The organism is Ancylobacter vacuolatus (assembly GCF_030813595.1).
Taxonomy (GTDB): Bacteria; Pseudomonadota; Alphaproteobacteria; order Rhizobiales; family Xanthobacteraceae; genus Ancylobacter; species Ancylobacter vacuolatus.
This window is the reverse complement of sequence record NZ_JAUSUH010000002.1, coordinates 792715-808841: the sequence shown is the minus strand read 5'-3', so window position 1 is coordinate 808841 and position 16127 is coordinate 792715. Positions and strand designations below refer to the sequence as shown.

Below are 16127 nucleotides of genomic sequence, written 5' to 3'. Positions count from 1 at the left end.
TGCAGTAACCGGGGGATATTTAACCGCTCATGAGCCGCGAACCAGCAAAAGCCGCACAGGAACCGCGCCGTTCACGCCAGCAAGGGCCGCTTCCCGCCCCACGCGGGCGCGGCGTAGCGGCGCCGGGCGCGGGCCTGCTCGTCGCGCTGCTCGGCACGCTGCTTGGGAGTCCGCAGGCGCAGGCGGGCGAGCCGCCGGGCGCGGCTTCCGCCCGCTATGTGAAGGCGTGCACGGCGGAAGGGCCGGGCTTCGCCTATATTCCCGGCTCGGACACCTGCCTGCGGCTCGGCGGCTATCTCTGGGCCGAGACCTATGCCAACAGCTACACCGACTACCCCGCCGCCAATGCGAGGAGCTACTGGGTCTCGACCTTGGGGCTGGTGACGGATGCCCGCACGCGCACGGAATATGGCACGCTGCGCTCCTATACCGATATGCGGATCACCTGGCGCACCGCCGACCCCTGGGGCGAAGGGGTGCGCGACGGGGCGGATTTCGACCCCTATGACATGCATATCGAGTTCGCCGGCTTCACCTTCGGCTATCTCCAGTCCTTCTTCGACTTCTACGCCAATGCCGATGTGCTGGGCACCGACCCGGCGACCATCGGCGACCAGACCCAGCTGCCCGTGCTCGGCTATAGCTGGCACCTGCCGGACGGCTTCCTCGCCCAGATCTCGCTGGAGGGATCGGCCAAGCGCGACAATGGCATCCTGCCTGTCGTGGCGAGCGGCGACGCTCTGGTCGCCGAGGACGAGGCGGACTCGAACGGGGTGGCGCGCTGGCCGGAGATCGTCGCCACCTTCGGCCAGAGCGGCGACTGGGGCGATTTCCAGCTTTCGGGCGCGCTGCACCAAATCGCGCAATCGCCGGTGAGCGAGCGGCTCGGCGCCACGACGGGGGAGTGGGGCTATGCGCTGCAGGCCGGCGTGATGTTCAACCTACCTTTCATCGCGCCGGGCGACACGCTCTATCTTCAGGCCGCCTATGCCGATGGAGCGACCTCCTATCTCGGGCTGATCGACCCCAGCGGCCGCTTTTCCGCCCCCGACGCCTTCCAGCGTCTCGACGGCTCGCTGTCAAAGGTGGAGGGCTGGAGCGCGGTTGGCCAGTTCCTGCACAACTGGACCCCAACCTGGAACTCGGCCTTCTTCGGCGGCTATGGACGGTTCGACATCGCCGACCCGCTGGCGCAGCTCACCTATGGCGCCAGCGGCATCGGCAACTGGAACCTCGGCGCCAATCTCAACTGGACGCCGGTCGGCCCGTTCACCGTCACGCTGCAATATCAGTACAATCTCTACGAGGCTGACGGCTTCCGCGCCGGCACGCAGGGACCGGCGCTGGCGTCGCAGGCGGCGAACGACTTCCTGCTGATGTTCGCCGCCACCTTCTGAGCGCGGGCCGGCCGGGTCAGGCCGTGCCCATCTCGTCCAGCGCCATCGGCGATTCCGGCAGCACCTGGCCGCCATCGATCACCATGCCCTGTCCGGTGATGTAGCCGGCCTCCTCGCTGGCGAAGAACAGCGCGGCATTGGCGATGTCGAACACGCTGCCGAGCTTCTTCATCGGCACGCAGGCGGCGGTGGAGGCGATATAGGCCTCGCCCATGCCCTCCATGCCCTCGGTGAGGATGTTGCCCGGCATGACGGCGTTGACCGTGATGTTCCACGGCGCCAGCTCGATCGCCGCCGTCCGCATGAAGCCCATCTGCCCGGCCTTGGAGGCGCCGTAATGGGTCCAGCCGGGAAAGCCGGTGATCGGCCCGGTGATGGACGAGGTGATGATGATGCGGCCCTTCTTCGCCGCCTTCATCGCCGGCAGTACGGCGGAGACGGTGAGGAAGGTGCCCTTGAGATTGGTGCCGATGACATGGTCGAAATCATCGCCTGTCATCACCCCGAGCTTGGCGGCGGGGAAGATGCCGGCATTGGCGCAGAGCACGTCGATGGCGCCGTAGCGGTCCAGTGCCGCCTGCGCCATCGCTTCCATGTCCTCCGTCTTGGTCACGTCGGCAGCGAAGGCGGAGGCATTGGGGCCGATTTCGGCCGCCACCTTCTCGGCCTCGGCGAGCGCGCGGCTCACCACCAGCACGTTGAGCCCGGCCTGGCCGAAGCGCAGCGCGAGGCCGCGCCCGATCCCCTTGCTGGCCCCGGTGACGATGACGGTCTTGCCTTCAAGCGACGTGAACATAAGCGGCTATTCCCGACTGATCTCTGGAGTTTGTTTCCCGGCAAACCATACCACCGGCGGCCGGCATGCCGTCAAAACAGGCTGCCTTCCTTTTCATCAGGTTGAGCCGCAAATTTGGTGTTGTAAAGCCCAAATACAGATGTTTAGGATCACACACAGTCCAACATGTCTCCCACATCCGCTCCACACCCGGATGCCGAACGAATGCGCGGCCGCCCAAGGTTCCGCGCCAACAATCCAGAGGGACTTCGAGATGGCGCATATTTCGAGAAGGTCGGTCTTGCAGGGCATGGGAGCGGGCCTTGGCGCGCTCGCCGCCGCCGGTCCGCTGTTCAACGCCAACAAGGCGTTCGCGGCGCGCGAGAAGGAGCTGAACATCCTGTGCTGGGAGGGCTACAATTCCGCCCAGGTGCTGGACCCGTTCCGCTCGCAGACCGGGGCGACGGTGAAGGCGGAGAGCCTGACCAACGACCCCACCATGATCAACCGGCTGCGCGCCGGCGAGATCAACACCTGGGACCTGATCAACGTCAACAATCCCTGGGCGCGCAAGGTGATGCTGCCCGAAAAGCTGATCAAGCCGCTGCCCAAGGCCGAGTTCGAGCCGTTCTTCGCCAAGATGATGCCGGAGTTCAAATGGCCCTATAAATGGGCGATGAGCGAAGATGGCAGCGAGCTGATCGGCATGGCCCAGCGCTTCGGGCCCTACAGCTTCGTGGTCAACACCGACAAGGTCTCCCGCAAGACCGCGGAAGATACCGGCTGGGACCTGTTCAACGATCCCGCGCTGGCCGGCAAATACGGCATTCTCGAATCCGACGACTGGAACGTCTTCAACATCTTCATCATCGCCGGCATCGACCCGTTCAAGGTCCACACCCCGGACGAGTTCGCCAAGTTCGAGGAGACCGCCAAGCGCGTCTTCAAGGGCGCCAAGCTGATCGGCGACATCGCCTCGATGAACCAGGCGCTGATCTCGGGCGAGATCGACCTGCACATGACGGGCGGCACCTATTCCGTCTCCCCCGCCCGCGCCGACGGCCACCCGAATCTGCGCGGCATCACCCCGCTCCGGGGCCCGCTGCCCGGCGGCAAGGGCGGCATCGCCTGGATCGAGATCACCTCGACGGTGAACAACCCGAACCTGTCGCCGCTGGCGCTCGACTTCCTGAAATATGTGCAGGGACCCGAGGTCGCCCACACGGTCGCCTTCGCCGAGGGCACGTTCAACCCGGTGGCGCAGATGGGCAACAAGGCCTGCTTCGACCTCTTCACCAAGGACGAGCTGGACGCGATCCAGTGGGACAGCCTGCAGGAAGAGATGGACCGCTCGGCCGAGTACGACATCGTGCCCGACTACGACAAGGCGCTCGACCTGATGAACGCCGCCAAGCGCCTGCGGGGATAAAGCGGAGAGGACCTGCGTCCTTCGGGGCCCGGCTGCGCCGGGCACCTCAGGATGACGCAGGTCCTCACCCTTCGTCATGCTGAGGAGCGGGGCGCAGCCCCGCGTCTCGAAGCACGCAGCCGGCCGATCAATCCACAATCACCGTCGGCGGCGACCGCCCGCCCCGGCCCATGACGGAAGTCCTGATGCTCCAGACCACGCCGGCCGCCTCGCAGAGCGCCGAACCGCCGAAGCCGATCCTCCAGCTTGTCGGCATCCGCAAGAGCTTCGGCGCCTTCACCGCGGTCGACACCATCGATCTCGATGTGCGCGAGGGCGAATTCCTCACCATTGTCGGCCCCTCCGGCTCGGGCAAGACCACGCTGCTGCGCATGCTCGCCGGCATGGACACGCCGAGCGAGGGCAACATCACCCTGCATGGCCAGCTCATCAACGACGTGCCGCCCAACAAGCGGCCGACCTGCCTGGTGTTCCAGTCGCTGGCGCTGTTCCCGCACAAGAGCGTCGGCGAGAACATCGCCTTCCCGCTCAAGGTGAAGGGCGTCGATGCGGCCGCCCGCAAGGCCCGCGCGCTGGAACTGATGCGCGTCGTCCGCCTGCCGGAAAACTACTTCGACAAGAACGTGATGAAGTGCTCCGGCGGCGAGCGCCAGCGCGTCGCACTCGCCCGGGCGCTGGCCTATGACCCCGAGGTTCTGTTCTTCGACGAGCCGCTCTCGGCCATCGACTACAAGCTGAAGAAGACGCTGGAGAAGGAGCTGAAGGATCTGCACCGGGAAACCGGCAAGACCTTCATCTACATCACCCATTCGCTGGAGGAGGCGATGGTGATGAGCGACCGCATCGGCGTCATGCGCGCCGGGCGGATCGTGCAGATCGGCACGCCGGAGGAAATCTACGGCGCCCCGGTCGACCGCTTCGTCTGCGAGTTCGTCGGCGAGGTGAACACGCTGAAGGTGAAGCGCGGGCCGGACGGCGCCTGGCAGGGCGTCGATGTGCCCGGCAGGTTCACCCTGGCACCGCCGCGCGACGGCAAAACGCTGGACGAGGCCTTCGTGGTGGTGCGGCCCGAATTCATGCGGATTCTCGGCCCCGACGAGAGCGCCGACAACCGGCTGGAGGGCGTGGTCTACAATGAATATTCGCTCGGCTCGCGCATCCAGTACCAGGTGCGGGTCGGGGCCAAGGTGATGCTGGTCGAGCTGTCGCGCGGGCGCGCTCTGCCCGCCAGCGCCGACCGCAAGGTGACGCTCGGCTGGGACGCCGCCGACGCCTTCACGCTGGAGAGCTGAGCATGGCCGACCTCGCCATCGCCCCTCCCCGGCAGGAGGCCGCCCCGGAAGGCGCCGCCCAGCTGCGCCACGCCCGCATGCTCTCGGTCGGCGCGCGCTGCGCGCTTCCCGTCGCGCTGCTGCTCGGCATCGGATTCCTGGCGCCACTGGTGGCGATCTTCGGCTATGCCTTCGCCACGCCGCGCAGCTTCGACGTCTTCACCAGCTTCACGCTGGCGAATTTCGCCACCCTGTTCGACACCACCAACACGGTGTGGCTGTCCTTCTTCTGGTCCTGCGGGCTGGCGCTGCTCACCGTGGCGATCCTCGCCGTGGTGGCCTATCCCATCGCCTATGGGCTGAACCTCGTCTTCGGCCGCTGGTCGGCGCTGATCAGCGTGTTCTTCGTCTTCCCGCTCTTCGTCTCGGAGAATGTGCGGCTCTATGGCTGGGTGCTGTTCTTCATCAAGAATGGCGTGCTCGACGGCACGCTGAAATGGCTCGGCCTCGCCGGCGGGCCGGAGGTGCTGTACTCGCCCGGCATCACCCTGTTCGGCATGGTCTACACCTACCTGCCCTTCATGCTGTTTCCGATGACGCTGGGCCTCGCCCTGGTGCCGCGCGACCTCGTCGACGCAGCCCGCGACCTCGGCGCCGGGCGGCTGTTCATCTGGCGCGAGATCGAGCTGCCGCTGGCCATGCCGGGCATCCTCATCGGCATGCTGCTCACCTTCGTGCTCGCCATCGGCGCCACGGCGGAGGCGAAGATCCTCGGCGGCCAGTCGATCATCGTCATCTCGCACGATATCGAGATCGCCTTCACCTATTCGCAGAACTGGCCGCTGGGGTCGGCGCTGGCGGTGCTGGTCACCTTCTTCATCGGCGCGCTCACCTTGTTCGCCCTGTCGAAGCTGGACCTCGACCGCATGCTGGGGAGGCGCTGAGCCATGGGCCACAAGCGCACCAATGCCGCCATCTGGACCTGGACGCTGTTCGTCCTCGTCGCGATTTACCTGCCCATCGTCTGCGGGGCGCTGGCGAGCTTCAACAAGAGCCGGTATTTCGGCTTCCCGATCAAAACCTACTCGACCGAATGGTGGCAGAAGACGCTGGATTCGATCGAGATCGGCATGATCGTCAAGACCTCGATCTCGATCGCGCTCTTGGTGACGGTGTTCTCCGTCGTCATCGCCACGTTCGGCGCGCTGGCCTTCGCCCGCTATGAGTGGAAGGGGCGCAAGCTCTACCAGAAGCTCATCCTGCTGCCGATCTTCTTTCCCCAGCCGGTGCTGGGGCTGGCCATGCTGCTCGGCTTCAACGCAGTGGGCATCCAGACCAGCTGGATGACGGCGGTGTTCGCGCACATGATCTGGATCGTGCCCGTGGTGACGCTGGTCATCGCCATCCAGGTGTATGGCTTCGACCCCTCGCTGGAGGAGGCCGCCTATGATCTCGGCTGCTCGCGCACGCAGGTTTTCCGCGAGGTGACGCTGCCGCTGCTGTGGCCGGGCATCTGGTCCGGTATGCTGTTCGCGTTCCTGCTCTCCTGGAGCAATTTTCCGCTCTCGCTCTACACGACCGGCGCCGACTCGACGATTCCCGAATGGCTCTACGCCAAGATGGTTGCCGGCTACACGCCGATGGTGCCGGCGCTCGGCACCATGGCGACGCTGGGGGCGGCGTGCCTGCTGCTGGCAGGCGGGCTGATCGGCCTCCTGCTGCGGCGGCGGGCGGCGGCATGAGCCGGGCCAACAGCCTCGCACGGGCCGAGCGCCGCCCGCCCCGGCTCGACAAGGCGGCCCGGCAGGCGCGCATCCTCGCCGAAATGCGGGCCTCGGCGACGCTGCGCGTCGGCGATCTGGCGACCGAACTCGGCGTCTCGACCGAGACGATAAGGCGCGACCTGTTCGAGCTGGGGGAAAAGGGCCTCATCAACCGCACCTATGGCGGCGCGGTCCGCCCCTTCGCCTCCGAGCCCTCCGTCACCGAGCGGCACGGGCTGATGGTGGCGCAGCGCGAGGCGATCGCCGCCGCCACCGTGCAGCTGATCAAGCCGAAGGAGGTGATCGCCATCGGCGCCGGCGCCACCACCACCCATGTCGCCCGCCGCATGGCCGCCGCCTGCCGCGACCTCACCGTCATCACCCATTCCTTCTCGGTGGCAACCGTGGTGTCCGCCAACCCGACCATCGAGGTCATCATGTGCCCGGGCCGCTACAATGCCCGCGAGGGCATGATGGTGGGGGTGGAGACCGGCGAATTCCTGCAGAACTACAATGTGAACCGCGCCATTCTCGGCATTTCAGGCATCACAACGGACGGCCTCGCCGATGCCGAGCCGGACGCCGCCTTTGTCTATCGGGCGATGATGAACCGGGCGGCGCAGACCATCATCGTCTCCGACCACCAGAAATTCGACGTGCCCTCGCTCGCCATCTGGGCCCGCATTCCCGACATCCAGCACCTGGTGACCGACCGGGCCCCCGAGGGCGCGGTGGCGCGCGCGCTCGGCCGGGCGCGGGTCGAGATCACCGTTGCCGAGACGTAAGCCATGACCCAGCCGATCTATGACGACGCCTTCCTGACCCGCATCGAGGACGCGCTGCGCGCCGCCCTGCCGCGCTGGGGGCTGTCGGGCGAGAGCGAGCTGCGGCTGCTCACCATTTCCGAGAACGCCACCTTTCGCGCCCATGACGCCGCCAGCGGCCGCGACGTGGTGTTCCGCGTCCACCGGCCGGGCTATCACAGCCGTGACGAGATCGACTCCGAACTCGCCTGGCTGACCGCGCTGGGGCGCGAGGGGGTGGTGGCGACGCTCGACCCGGTGCCGCAGCGCGACGGCAGCCTGATCGCCGATCTCGACGAGGGCGGCACGCTGCGGCACGCGGTGGCGTTCGAACTGCTGCCGGGGCGCGAGCCGGCGGAGGGCGATGATCTCGCCCGCTGGTACCGCGAGCTGGGCGCCATCAATGCCCGCCTGCATCTGCACGCCCGACGCTGGCAGCGCCCGGCAGGCTTCACCCGCAAGCGCTGGGACTATGACGCCATGCTTGGCGCGGTGAAGCTGTGGGGCGACTGGCGCGCCGCGCTCGGCCTCACCCGCGAGGGCCGCGCCGTGCTGGAGCGCACCGACGCGGTGCTGCGTGCCCGGCTGGAGGCCTACGGCACCGGCGAGGACCGCTTCGGCCTGGTCCATGCCGATATGCGGCTCGCCAACCTGCTGGTCGAGGGCGACCGGCTGTCGGTGATCGATTTCGACGATTGCGGCTTCAGCTGGTATCTCTACGACTTCGCCTCCGCCATCAGCTTCAGTGAGCACGAGCCCTATATACCGACGCTGCAGGCGGCGTGGATCGAGGGCTATCGCACCGTGGCGCCGCTCTCGGACGAGGACTGCGCGCTGCTGCCGGTGTTCATCATGCTGCGCCGGCTGCTGCTCACCGCCTGGATCGCCTCGCATGCGGAGACCCCCACCGCGCAGGCGCTGGGCGAGGGCTATACCCACGGCACGGTCGAACTCGCCCGCGCATTTCTCGCCACCTACGACGTGCCGGAACGCGAGGGGAGCCACCGGCTTGCCGCAGCCGGGAGGGCCGCCTCGTGAAGAGACAGGACATCTTGAAAAAACAGGACATTCCGGAGCAGGAGGAACTGCAGATCCTCTCGCTCAACGCCTTCTCGGGCATGGGGGGCGCGATGGCGCCCGATGTCGCGGCGCTGGTGGAGCGGCGACGGCGCGCCTTCGGCGCCGCCTCGGTGCTGTTCTATGACGAGCCGCTGCGCATCGTGCGAGCGGAAGGCGCGTATATTCACGCTTCCGACGGGCGGGCCTATCTCGATTTCTACAACAATGTCCCCACCGTCGGCCATTGCCACCCCAAGGTGGTGGAGGCGGTGCGGGCGCAGCTCGGCGCGTTCAACACCCATTCGCGCTATCTGTTCGACGTGGCGCATGACTATGCGGAAAAGCTGCTCGCCACCTTCCCGGCCGAGCTGAGCAATCTGGTGCTGGCCTGCACGGGCAGCGAGAGCAACGACCTGGCGCTGCGGCTCGCCCGCAAGGTGAGCGGGGGCGAAGGCATCATCGTCACCCGTACCGCCTATCACGGCAACACCGCCACCGTCACCGAGGTCTCACCCTCCTCCTACAAGACCGGCGCGCCGCCGCGGCATGTCCGCATGGTGCCGCCCCCCGACCCGGGGCTGTTCGGCAACGATATCGCGCAGGGCTTCGCCGACGCGGTGAAGGCCGAGATCGCGGCGCTGAAGGCGGACGGCATCGGCTTCGCCGGGCTGCTGGTCGACACCATCTTCTCCTCCGATGGCGTCTATGCCGACCCGCCGGGCTTCCTGAAAGCTGCGGTGGAAGTGACGCGCGCCGCCGGCGGGCTGTTCATCGCCGACGAGGTGCAGCCGGGCTTCGGGCGGACCGGCGAGGGCATGTGGGGCTTTTCCCGCCATGGCGTGGTGCCGGATATCGTCACCATGGGCAAGCCGATGGGCAATGGCTACCCGATGGCCGGCCTCGTCACCCGGCCGGACATTCTCGACGCCTTCTGCGCCGATTTCGGCTATTTCAACACCTTCGCCGGCAGCCCGGCGGCCTGCGCGGCCGGGCTCGCCGTGCTGGAAGCGATCGAGGAAGACGGCCTCATCGCCAATGCCGCCCGCGTCGGCCGGCATCTCACTGGCCGGCTGAAGCGGCTGCAGGCGCGCGCGCCGATCACCGCCGTGCGCGGGGCCGGGCTCTATCTCGGCATCGAATTCGGCACCGAAAAGGGCCCGGCGCCTGATATCGCCAAGGGGCTGATCAACGGCCTGCGCGACCACGGCATCCTCATCGGCGCCGCCGGCCGCTATGGCAATGTGCTGAAGATCCGCCCGCCGCTCTGCGTGACTACGGCGCATGCCGATCTGCTGGTCGACACGCTGGAGGAGTTGCTGGCGTAGAGCGCGCGCTCAGGCGAACAGCGCCAGCAGGTTTTCCAGCCGGTCGATTTCGAGGTCAACCGCCTCGAAGCCGCCGCCGGTCGGGGTGTAGCCGACCACGAACAGCCCCGCCGCGCGGGCGGAGAGAGCCCCGGAGCGGCTGTCCTCCACCGCCACCACGCTGGCCGGCGGCAGGCCCAGCCGCGCGCAGGCGCGGCGATAGGGCTCGGGATCGGGCTTGCCCTCGTCCACATCATCGAGGCTGAGCGAGAAGGCGATCGCGTCGGCGATGCCCAGCGCGGCGATGTTGGCGTCCACCACCGAGCGGCTCGAATTGGAGACGCAGACCTGCATGACGCCCCGCTTTTCGAGCGCGCGGATGGTGGCGACGGCGCCGGGCAGGGCGATCAGGCTGTCGCGGTTGTCGACATAATGGGCATTGATGCGCGCCGCCCATTCCGCTTCGGCGACAGCGGCCGGCAGGCGCGGCGACACCTGTTTCCACACATCGCCCATATGGATGCCGCGAAAGGCCTGGTCCGGCAGGTCGGAAAGATCCGCGCCGAGCGTCCGGCAGGCGGCGACCAGCGCACGATGGTGCAGCGGCTCGCTGTCGATCAGCGTGCCGTCAATGTCCCAGGCGACCGCCAGCAGCGACGGGCGGCTCATGCGGGCCGGCCTTCGAGGCGGCGGTAGAGATCGCGGTAGCGGGCATAGCCGGCCGCGTAGGTTTCAGCGGAGGCAGGGTTGGGCTGCAAGGTCTCGCCCTGTTCGACAAAGCGGGAAATGCCGCTCCACGTCGCCGCGCCAATGCCGACCGCCGCCGTCCACGCCGCGCCGAGCGAGGAGCCGGGGTGCCCCTTCAGCCGGTGGACCGGCTGCTGCAGCACATCGGCGACGATCTGCATCCACACAAGCGAATTCGAGCCGCCATCGGACACCAGCACGCGGCCGGCGGCATGGCCCATATCGGCCAGCACCTCGACATGGTGGGCGCAGGCATAGGCATAGCCTTCCAGCAGCGCCCGCCAGACATGGCCGATATCGTGCGAGAGGGTGAGCCCGTCGATGACGCCGCGCGCGGCGGGATCGTGAATGGGCGTCTTCTCGCCGAGGAAATAGGGCAGAACCGTCAGCCCGTCGGCGCCGGCGGGGCGCTGGTCCGCGAGCGCGTCGAGATGCTGGTGCAGGCTGAGCCCGGCTTTCTCGGCCGCCGCCGCCTCGCCGCCGGCGAAATTGCGCACGAACCAGTTCAGCCCCGAGCCGCCGGTCGCCATGCAGCCATTGGGCATATAGAGGCCGGGAATGAGGTGGTAGTCGAGATAGAGCCGCGGGTCCGGCTTCACCTGGTCGGTCGCGACCAGAATATCGATGGCGCCGCCGAACTTCAGAAGAATATCGCCGCGCTGGGTGACGCCGGCACCGAGCGCCGAGGCGATCATATCAGCCGCGCCGCCAATCACAGGCGTGCCGGCGGCCAGACCGGTCTCAGCCGCGCCCTCGGGCGAGACGCGGCCCATCACCTCATGCGAGGCGGTCTTGCGCGGAACAGCATCGCGCGGAATGCCCGCCCAGGCGACGAGATCATCGTCGATGGCGTGGCGGGAGACATCGACAAAGCCGGCCTCCAGCGCCCAGTTCTGCTCCACCGCGCGTTCGCCGGTGAGGCGCCAGTTCACATAGTCATAGGAGCCGAACACGGTGGCGATATCAGCGAACACCTCCGGCTCATGGCGGGCGATCCAGCGCAGCTTGGCGGTGACGAGCTGCTGGTTGATGCCGTTGCCCGCCTTGGCGATGAAGCCGGCCTCATCGCGCTCGGCCCGCAATTCGGCCACCTCCGCCCCGCAACGCCCGTCGCTCTGCTGGATCGAGGGGCGCAGCAGGCGGCCCTCGGAATCCAGCAGCACCACGGCCGGCAGCATGCCGGTGACGCCGATGGCGGCAATCTCGGCCGGGTCGATGCCGGCGGTGGCGACCAGTTCGCGGGTAAGGGCGCAGACATTGTCCCACCACTCGGCGGGGTCTTCTTCCGCCCAGCCGGCATGCCGGGAGCTCAGCGTCACCGGCCGCGAGGCCACGGCAAGAATCTCCCCCGGCAGCCGTAGCAACAGGCCGATGGTGGAGGTCGTGCCGATATCGAGGCCGAGAACGCAGCTCTTCATGGGGAGCCTCTTGGGGTCGGTGGGCAAGTGCAAGCCGAGAAACACGTCATCCCGGACGACGGCAAAGCCGCCGAGCCGGGATGGTGTATTGAGCGTCACGCGGGCCGCGCTCCCGGCGCCGGCCAAAGGCCGGTCCGGGAGGAGGGCAAGCGATCAGCGGATGGAGTTCACCACATCCATGAAGCGCGACACCCGCGCCTGCTCCACCGCGTTCCAGGTGTTGCCGTCGACCTTGAAATGGGTGCCGATGACCACGCCCGAGGCGACCGAGAAGATGTCGCGGATATTGTCGATGTTGACGCCGGTATTGGCGAAGATCGGCACGTCCTTGACCGTCTCGGCCACCTTCTTGAGGTGCGACTGGTCGGCCGGCTGGCCGGTGATCGGGCCGGAGACGAGGATGGCATCGGCGATGGAGGAGAACACCGCGCTCTTGGCCCGCAGCTCGATCGGCCGCTGGTCGAGCGAATGGGCGAACTCGGCATTGATGTTGAACAGCATCTTCATGTCGTCGCGCTTGAGATCGTGGCGCAGCCGCGCCGCCTCGGCGCAGTTCGGCTCCCACAGGCCCATGTCGGAGGCGAACAGGCCGGTGAAGATCTCGCGCACGAAGCTGGCGCCTGTCACGGCGCCGATGGCCACCGTGGCGACCGGGTCCCAGAGATAGTTGACGCCGAACGGCACCTTCAGGCTCGGCTTCACCGCCTGGACGATGGCCGACATGGCGGCGATGGACGCGGGCGAACCCTTGAACACGTAGGGACGATCATTCTCATTGCCGAACATGATGGCGTCGACGCCGCCGGCCTGAAGCTTCTCGACATCGGCGAGCACGCCCTCGATCAGCTTGTCGAGGCCGCCATCGGCATCATAGAGCGGCGCGCCGGGCAGGGCGCCGATATGGGCCATGGAGATGACGACCTTCTTCTTGGCGCCGAAACACTCGAAAACCATTCCAACTACTCCTTGAGGGACGGGGCGCGGGCGCGCCTCATTGTCCGGCGGCGGGCGGCGCGATGCGCAGCTCGACACGGGCCGCGGCAAGTGCCGCGGCAATGCGCGAGGGCGGCTCGGCGTCGGTGATAAGCAGGTTGATGTCGGCAAGCGTGCCGACCTGGACCAGCGACATGCGCTGGAACTTGGCGCTGTCGCACAGCAGGATCTTGAACCCCGAGCGGCGCAGATAGACGCGCTTCATGTCGGTGTCCTCGAAGGAATAGTCGAAGAAGCCTTCCGGCGTGATGCCCGAGGTGCCGAGCACGGCGACGTCGAACCACAGCTTCTCGAACTGGGCGGTGGCGGTGGGGCCCCACACCGACATCTCTTCCGCCCGCACCCGGCCGCCGGCGACATAGACTTCCGGCGCGCCGCCATCGAGAAGGGCGGAGACGCGCAGGCTGTTGGTGAAGACCTTGAGATGACCGGCCTCGCGCAGATGCCCGGCCATGAGATAGGTGGTGGTGCCGACATCGATGGCGCAGGTGCGGTAGCCGGCGACGATGCCGGCGGCACAGGCGGCGATGGCGGATTTGGCGTCGCTGCCGCGCCGAAGCCGGGCGTCGAAGCGCGGTTCCTCGCTGTCCATGGCGACGCTGGCCGGCGTCTCTGCCAGCACCGCCCCGCCATGCACGCGCAGCAGCCGGCCGTCGCGCTCCAGTTCCAGCAGGTCGCGGCGGATGGTCATGTCGGACACGCCGAGCTCGGCGGCGATGGCGGCCACGCCGATCGAGCCGGCGGCGGCGAGATGATCGAGAATGCGGGCATGGCGCACATGCGAGAGCAGGCGCTGGCGATCCTCGCCTGACGGCGGCTCGGCCACGGGATTCTCTCGGAAAGACACGTCTTCGGCCATCGCTCCACCCTGCCTGATCGCGGTTCCGTTGCAGAGGAGCGGATTCGCGGCCGGTCGGCTAATCCTGTTTAGCCCAAGGATCGCACAAGATCAAACATAAGAATGTTCTTGATGTGAGTTCTTGTTCATATAGACTGACGAGCGAACATGAGGAGCCTCGCATGAATACCCCCGCTGCCGCCGCGCCCGTCGCTGCCTATTATGAGCTGAAGGGCCGGCTGGCCTTCGTCACCGGGGCAGCGGCCGGCATCGGGCGGGCCATCGCCGTGGCGCTGGCGCGGCAGGGCGTGCGGGTGGCGGTCGGCGACATCAATTTCGCGGCGGCGCAGGAGACGGCGGCCGCGCTCGGCGGCGGCGCCATCGCCATCGAGATCGACGTGCGCAAGCGCGCCTCGGTGGAGACGGCCTTCGCCCAGGTGCTGGAGGGGCTCGGCGGCTGTGACCTTCTGGTAGCCAATGCCGGCGTTTCCACCATGCGGGCGGCGCTGGAACTGACCGACGAGGAATGGGATTTCAACTTCGACGTCAACACCCGCGGCGTCTTCCTCACCAATCAGATTGCCGCCCGGCACTTCGTGGCGCAGGGCAAGGGTTGCATCGTCAACACCGCCTCGCTGGCTGCCAAGGTCGGCGCGCCGTTCCTGGCGCATTACTCCGCCTCGAAATTCGCCGTGCTCGGCTGGACCCAGGCGCTGGCCCGCGAGCTGGCGGCCACGGGCATCCGCGTCAACGCCGTCTGCCCCGGCTTCGTGGCGACCAGCATGCAGTCGCGCGAAGTGGAGTGGGAGGCGAGCCTGCGCGGCGTCACCCCGCAGCGTGTGATCGACGACTACATCGCCCAGACCCCGCTCGGCCGGCTGGAAGTGCCGGAAGACGTCGCCGATGTGGTGGTTTTCCTCGCCTCCGAACAGGCCCGCTTCATGACCGGACAGGGCATCAACGTCACCGGTGGCGTCTACACGACCTGAGCGGGGCTCGAAGAATTCGTGATCGACTCTGAACGAACAACGTTTGAATTAGCACTTGCGATGTTTGTTTTTGTCCGCTTACACTCCGCGCGCCAGCGGCGCACCGGGCGGGGTTTTTCTCTTCCCTCCGCCCCGTGTGGCGGGACCCTGCCCGTGCAGGCAAAGGATCGCTGATGTCGTCGATCGAGCTCGATCATGTCTCCAAGCTCTACGCCAACGGCGCCTATGGCGTACGCGACGTGGACCTTTCCATTGGAGAGGGCGAGTTCGTGATCTTCCTCGGTCCCTCGGGCTGTGGGAAATCGACCACGCTGCGGATGATCGCCGGGCTGGAGGGCATCACCTCGGGCGATCTGCGCATTGGCGGGCGCAGCGTCAACAATGTCGCCCCGCGCGACCGCAACATCGCCGTGGTGTTCCAGTCCTACGCGCTCTACCCGCATATGAGCGTGCGCGACAATATGGGCTTCGGCCTCAAGATGCGCGGCGTCGCCCGCCCGCTCATCGAGGAGAAGATCCGCGAGGCGGCGGGACTGCTCGGCCTCACCCCCTATCTCGACCGCAAGCCGGCGGCGCTGTCCGGCGGCCAGCGCCAGCGCGTCGCGCTGGGGCGCGCCATTGTGCGCGATCCCGTCGCCTTCCTGCTCGACGAGCCGCTGTCCAATCTCGACGCGCAGCTGCGGGCGGAAATGCGGCTCGAACTGGTCAAGCTGCACCGCCGGCTCGGCCGCACCATCGTCCATGTCACCCATGACCAGGTCGAGGCGATGACCATGGGCGACCGCATCTGCATCATGCGCGAGGGGCGGATGATCCAGGTCGGCAAGCCGCTCGAGGTCTATGCCGACCCGGTCGACACCTTCGTCGCCCGCTTCCTCGCCACCCCGCCGATGAACCTGCTGCCCGCCCGGGTTGAAGGGCGCGGCGATGGCCTCGTGGTCGTCGGTGACGGTTTCACGGTCGAGGTGCCGCAGATGCACCGCGCCGCCTATGCGGGGCTCGCCGGGCGCGAGGTGATCTTCGGCCTGCGCCCGGAAGACCTGCACGAGGCGCCGCAGCCCGGATTTTCGCCGATCGAGGTCTCGGTGGTGGCGATGGAGGCGCTGGGGGTGGAGAACATCCTGGTCGGCCAGATCGGCAGCGGGGAGGCCGGCGGCAAAGCCACGGCCAAGGACGCGGCCAAGCCGCTGGAAATCTCCGCCCGCCTCTCGCGCCACTTCACCGCGCCGGTGGGCGCGCGCGTACCGCTCTATCTCGACCCCCGCCCCATGCACCTGTTCGATCCGGAGACGACGCGGGCCTTCCCCCGCCCCAGCCTCCGCCTCGTGACCAACTGAGGGA

General features: G+C 67.5%; 15 protein-coding genes. 10 read left to right on the top strand and 5 right to left on the bottom strand.

All coding sequences use genetic code 11. The features are described from left to right. The first annotated feature begins 29 nt into the window (after positions 1–29). A complete protein-coding gene (locus tag J2S76_RS07740) occupies positions 30–1397 on the top strand; it encodes a porin (RefSeq protein WP_307059091.1) in 1368 nt (455 codons plus the stop codon). Positions 1398–1413: 16 nt separating this feature from the next. Here J2S76_RS07740 and fabG read toward each other — a convergent pair whose 3' ends face one another. Further along, on the bottom strand, positions 1414–2193 hold the full coding sequence (gene fabG / locus J2S76_RS07735) for a 3-oxoacyl-ACP reductase FabG (RefSeq protein WP_307059089.1): 780 nt from the start codon (positions 2191–2193) through the stop codon (positions 1414–1416). A gap of 253 nt (positions 2194–2446) precedes the next feature. On the opposite strand from fabG, the gene J2S76_RS07730 reads away from it, so the two are divergent. From J2S76_RS07730 to J2S76_RS07700, 7 genes are all read left to right on the top strand, one after another. Further along, positions 2447–3601: an ABC transporter substrate-binding protein gene (locus J2S76_RS07730; RefSeq protein ID WP_307059087.1), complete on the top strand. Its 1155-nt coding sequence runs from the start codon at positions 2447–2449 to the stop codon at positions 3599–3601. Between the two features lie 185 nt (positions 3602–3786). Beyond that, positions 3787–4893 carry an ABC transporter ATP-binding protein gene (locus J2S76_RS07725; protein ID WP_307059085.1) on the top strand — a complete coding sequence of 369 codons (1107 nt, stop codon included), beginning with the start codon at positions 3787–3789 and terminating at the stop codon, positions 4891–4893. Positions 4894–4895: 2 nt separating this feature from the next. Then, positions 4896–5816, top strand: a complete 921-nt coding sequence (locus J2S76_RS07720; protein ID WP_307059083.1) for an ABC transporter permease — start codon at positions 4896–4898, stop codon at positions 5814–5816. Positions 5817–5819: 3 nt separating this feature from the next. Continuing rightward, a complete protein-coding gene (locus tag J2S76_RS07715) occupies positions 5820–6614 on the top strand; it encodes an ABC transporter permease (RefSeq protein ID WP_307059081.1) in 795 nt (264 codons plus the stop codon). Further along, positions 6611–7420, top strand: a complete 810-nt coding sequence (locus tag J2S76_RS07710) for a DeoR/GlpR family DNA-binding transcription regulator (protein WP_307059080.1) — start codon at positions 6611–6613, stop codon at positions 7418–7420. The genes J2S76_RS07715 and J2S76_RS07710 overlap by 4 nt, the downstream gene beginning before the upstream one ends. Positions 7421–7423: 3 nt before the next feature. Beyond that, positions 7424–8476, top strand: coding sequence for a phosphotransferase enzyme family protein (locus J2S76_RS07705; RefSeq protein WP_307059078.1), 1053 nt, complete (start codon positions 7424–7426; stop codon positions 8474–8476). An 80-nt stretch (positions 8477–8556) separates the two neighbouring features. Then, entirely contained in the window at positions 8557–9822 is a 1266-nt protein-coding gene (locus J2S76_RS07700; protein ID WP_307059152.1) for an aspartate aminotransferase family protein, read from the top strand. 9 nt (positions 9823–9831) lie between these two features. On the opposite strand, the gene J2S76_RS07695 is transcribed toward J2S76_RS07700, so the two are convergent. From J2S76_RS07695 to J2S76_RS07680, 4 genes are all read right to left on the bottom strand, one after another. Next, positions 9832–10470: an HAD family hydrolase gene (locus J2S76_RS07695; RefSeq protein ID WP_307059076.1), complete on the bottom strand. Its 639-nt coding sequence runs from the start codon at positions 10468–10470 to the stop codon at positions 9832–9834. After that, positions 10467–11966, bottom strand: coding sequence for an FGGY-family carbohydrate kinase (locus tag J2S76_RS07690; protein ID WP_307059074.1), 1500 nt, complete (start codon positions 11964–11966; stop codon positions 10467–10469). Before J2S76_RS07690 ends, J2S76_RS07695 begins: the two co-directional genes overlap by 4 nt. Positions 11967–12119: 153 nt before the next feature. After that, a complete protein-coding gene (locus J2S76_RS07685) occupies positions 12120–12920 on the bottom strand; it encodes a BtpA/SgcQ family protein (protein ID WP_307059072.1) in 801 nt (266 codons plus the stop codon). A 37-nt stretch (positions 12921–12957) separates the two neighbouring features. After that, entirely contained in the window at positions 12958–13818 is an 861-nt protein-coding gene (locus J2S76_RS07680; RefSeq protein ID WP_307059070.1) for a DeoR/GlpR family DNA-binding transcription regulator, read from the bottom strand. Positions 13819–13979: 161 nt separating this feature from the next. On the opposite strand from J2S76_RS07680, the gene J2S76_RS07675 reads away from it, so the two are divergent. Both J2S76_RS07675 and J2S76_RS07670 read left to right on the top strand, forming a co-directional pair. Then, on the top strand, positions 13980–14786 hold the full coding sequence (locus J2S76_RS07675) for an SDR family NAD(P)-dependent oxidoreductase (RefSeq protein WP_307059068.1): 807 nt from the start codon (positions 13980–13982) through the stop codon (positions 14784–14786). A gap of 173 nt (positions 14787–14959) precedes the next feature. Further along, positions 14960–16123 (top strand): ABC transporter ATP-binding protein, encoded by a 1164-nt coding sequence (locus tag J2S76_RS07670; protein ID WP_307059066.1) that lies wholly within the window; start codon positions 14960–14962, stop codon positions 16121–16123. The last annotated feature ends 4 nt before the right edge of the window (positions 16124–16127 follow it).

Bases quoted from the DNA above. Each gene is read 5' to 3' on its own strand.
- J2S76_RS07670 (WP_307059066.1), top strand. From the start codon at position 14,960: ATGTCGTCGATCGAGCTCGATCATGTCTCCAAGCTCTACGCCAACGGC.
- fabG (WP_307059089.1), bottom strand. From the start codon at position 2,193: ATGTTCACGTCGCTTGAAGGCAAGACCGTCATCGTCACCGGGGCCAGC.
- J2S76_RS07710 (WP_307059080.1), top strand. From the start codon at position 6,611: ATGAGCCGGGCCAACAGCCTCGCACGGGCCGAGCGCCGCCCGCCCCGG.
- J2S76_RS07720 (WP_307059083.1), top strand. From the start codon at position 4,896: ATGGCCGACCTCGCCATCGCCCCTCCCCGGCAGGAGGCCGCCCCGGAA.
- J2S76_RS07715 (WP_307059081.1), top strand. From the start codon at position 5,820: ATGGGCCACAAGCGCACCAATGCCGCCATCTGGACCTGGACGCTGTTC.
- J2S76_RS07740 (WP_307059091.1), top strand. From the start codon at position 30: ATGAGCCGCGAACCAGCAAAAGCCGCACAGGAACCGCGCCGTTCACGC.
- J2S76_RS07700 (WP_307059152.1), top strand. From the start codon at position 8,557: ATGGGGGGCGCGATGGCGCCCGATGTCGCGGCGCTGGTGGAGCGGCGA.
- J2S76_RS07725 (WP_307059085.1), top strand. From the start codon at position 3,787: ATGCTCCAGACCACGCCGGCCGCCTCGCAGAGCGCCGAACCGCCGAAG.
- J2S76_RS07695 (WP_307059076.1), bottom strand. From the start codon at position 10,470: ATGAGCCGCCCGTCGCTGCTGGCGGTCGCCTGGGACATTGACGGCACG.
- J2S76_RS07685 (WP_307059072.1), bottom strand. From the start codon at position 12,920: ATGGTTTTCGAGTGTTTCGGCGCCAAGAAGAAGGTCGTCATCTCCATG.
- J2S76_RS07680 (WP_307059070.1), bottom strand. From the start codon at position 13,818: ATGGCCGAAGACGTGTCTTTCCGAGAGAATCCCGTGGCCGAGCCGCCG.
- J2S76_RS07730 (WP_307059087.1), top strand. From the start codon at position 2,447: ATGGCGCATATTTCGAGAAGGTCGGTCTTGCAGGGCATGGGAGCGGGC.
- J2S76_RS07690 (WP_307059074.1), bottom strand. From the start codon at position 11,966: ATGAAGAGCTGCGTTCTCGGCCTCGATATCGGCACGACCTCCACCATC.
- J2S76_RS07675 (WP_307059068.1), top strand. From the start codon at position 13,980: ATGAATACCCCCGCTGCCGCCGCGCCCGTCGCTGCCTATTATGAGCTG.
- J2S76_RS07705 (WP_307059078.1), top strand. From the start codon at position 7,424: ATGACCCAGCCGATCTATGACGACGCCTTCCTGACCCGCATCGAGGAC.